We start from the raw sequence: 2618 nt of genomic DNA on the forward strand, positions 1-2618 counted from the left end.
AGCACGCGATGCAGGAGAAAATGTAGGAAATTATCCAATAACTCAAGGTACATTAACTGCTTCAGCAAACTATGATTTTACTTATAAAAAAGCAGATTTTGCGATTACTAAAGCTAGTTTAGTAGGTATTACATTTAATGACAATAGTTTTACATACGATGGTACAAATAAATCATTAGCTATTACAGGTACTTTACCAAAAGATGTTGGGGTTAGTTATGTAAACAATAATCAGTCGCAAGCAGGTACATATACCGTTACTGCGAATATTACTGGTGGTAATAACTATCAAGATCAAACGCTAACTGCTGATTTAACGATTAATAAAGCAACACAAGTAATCACATGGACACAAGACTTAACAATTGGTTGTGATGGTGAAAATACATTGGTATTGAATGCAACGGCATCAAGTGATTTACCAGTTTATTATACATCATCCAATTCAACTATTGCAACTGTTATTGGAAATAGTTTGACATTCAATAAACAAGGTTCTGTAGATATTACAGCACAGCAAGATGGAAATAACAATTATTTACCTGCAACTCATGTCATAAAACAAGTGAACATGAGATTAATTGGAAAAGTCAAGAAAAAATGGGAGGATGTCTTAATTTTCGATAATTCATCAGATGATTTTGTGAGCTGGCAATGGTACAAAGATGGACAAGCAATTGTAGGTGCTCAAGGACAATATTATACATCTCCGACTCCGCTTAATGGTAGTTACATGGTAGTCGTGAAAGACAAAGATGGAAACACTACGGAAACATGCCCATTGGTTATTGTTGCAAGTCAACACAAAGGAGGTGTAAAAGTAGTTCCAAATCCTGCGCGACAAGGAACAACATTTACCATTAAAGCAGATTATCCATCTGAAGAATTGAAAGGTGCCAAAATTATGATAACAGATATCACAGGTAAATTGAACAAAGAGATCAATCAAGTTTCACCAGAAGTGGTAACACAAGTTCCTATGGTTCCAGGAGTTTATATCATTTATTTATTCTTAGAAAATGGTAAACGTGAATCTGTAAAATTATTAGTGAATTAACTTTTGAACCTCAAAAAGATGAAGAAAAAACAATTTATATTAAGCATTGCTATAGCTCTAATAGGAAATATCGGACAAGCACAAGAATGGAGTATTACGTTGAATGGAGGACCTCAAGGTTTAAATTATAATGTTTATAATGGAAAAACAACGTTAAAAACAAGTGGAAAAGTAGGTGTTGGTTACACCTACTTTATCAACCCAAATTGGAGCCTGATAACAGGAGCAGAATTTTCGCTCTTTCGCAATACAACTCGTTTAAATGATGAAATAAACAGTACGTATCAAGTCGATAGCGACGGTGATGCTTTCGAATATCGCGTACAAACAAAAGGTTATCAAGAAAAAAGTCGATTTTATGGCGTAAGTATCCCGTTAATGGTTCAATACCATACCAAAGGAACAACACAATTTTATATCAATGCAGGAGGAAAAGTAGTATTTCCATTTAGTCAAAAATCTACAATTAACGTAAATGAGATTAAAACAAGTGGTTATTACGAAGACCTTAATGTAGAATTAACAAACTTACCACAACATGGTTTTGGAACATTAAATGATTGGAAAGCTGAAAACTCAACAAAGCTAAAGACAGGTTTTACTTTGAGCGCAGAAACAGGTGTTAGTTTCAAATTATCGGACAAAGTTAGAGTTTATACAGGAGTTTATCTCGATTATGGATTGAATGATATGGTTAAGCAAGTTGCAGTCAATAGTCCACTGGTAAACTACGAAGCAGAAAAGATGACTCAACTTGCAAATGGTGTGTTAGGATCATCAAACATGATTGATCAATCGAAACTACTGGCATATGGTATACAAATAAGATTAGGTATTGGAAAACCTAAAACACAATTACTTTTGCCACCTCAAATAGAAGAAGCTAGTTTGGAAGAAGAAGTTTTACCTTCAGTAGTCGAACCGATAAAAGAACCGATAAAACAAGAAATACCAGAGTTAAAACCTTTATCAGATAGTGACAAAAAAGAAATAGAAAAGCCAATAATTTTTGATCATTTAGGTCTTACAACTGTTTCTGTAAATCAACAAGAGCAATTGAGTAGAATTGCTGACTTACTAAAAAAACATGATTGGAAATCTATTCAAATAACTGGACATACATGTGATATAGGTACAGAAAATAGAAATCTACAAGTTGGTATGCAACGTGCGCAAGCTGTTTCAAATTACCTAATTGATAAAGGTATTCCAACTGAAAAGATTGAAATCATTTCGAAGGGTAAAACAGCTCCGCTTTACCCCAATACAAATAATAAAAATCGTCAGAAAAATAGACGAGTTGAAATCAATTTAAAAGAATAATTTTCTATTTTATTCATTAGTTATTGATATGATTCAAATAAATCCCTTTGTCTTTTTTAGATAAAGGGATTTTTATGTCATTCTAAACACGGGCACTGAGGCGCTCGAAGTGCAGAATCTTTTGTCACTTTTTTTAGTCAAAAAAACTAACGAAAAAAGACTTGGCCGTAAACCTCTCTACTAAAAATGTTCTCATTTCACTAAAGATTTTAAAAACCCTACGGGCTAAAACCTTTTT

Annotated in this window: 2 protein-coding genes; both read left to right on the top strand. The window is 33.2% G+C overall.

The window, feature by feature from the left end; genetic code table 11:
* On the top strand, nt 1–1057 hold a 1057-nt coding region (locus B2X73_RS05275), incomplete at its 5' end, for an MBG domain-containing protein (RefSeq protein WP_291095926.1).
* 18 nt (nt 1058–1075) lie between these two features.
* Entirely contained in the window at nt 1076–2380 is a 1305-nt protein-coding gene (locus B2X73_RS05280; RefSeq protein WP_291095928.1) for an OmpA family protein, read from the top strand.
* Nucleotides 2381–2618: the final 238 nt, after the last annotated feature.

The sequence above is a fragment of the Empedobacter sp. UBA7252 genome, assembly GCF_002472765.1.
Taxonomy (GTDB): domain Bacteria; phylum Bacteroidota; class Bacteroidia; order Flavobacteriales; family Weeksellaceae; genus Empedobacter; species Empedobacter falsenii_B.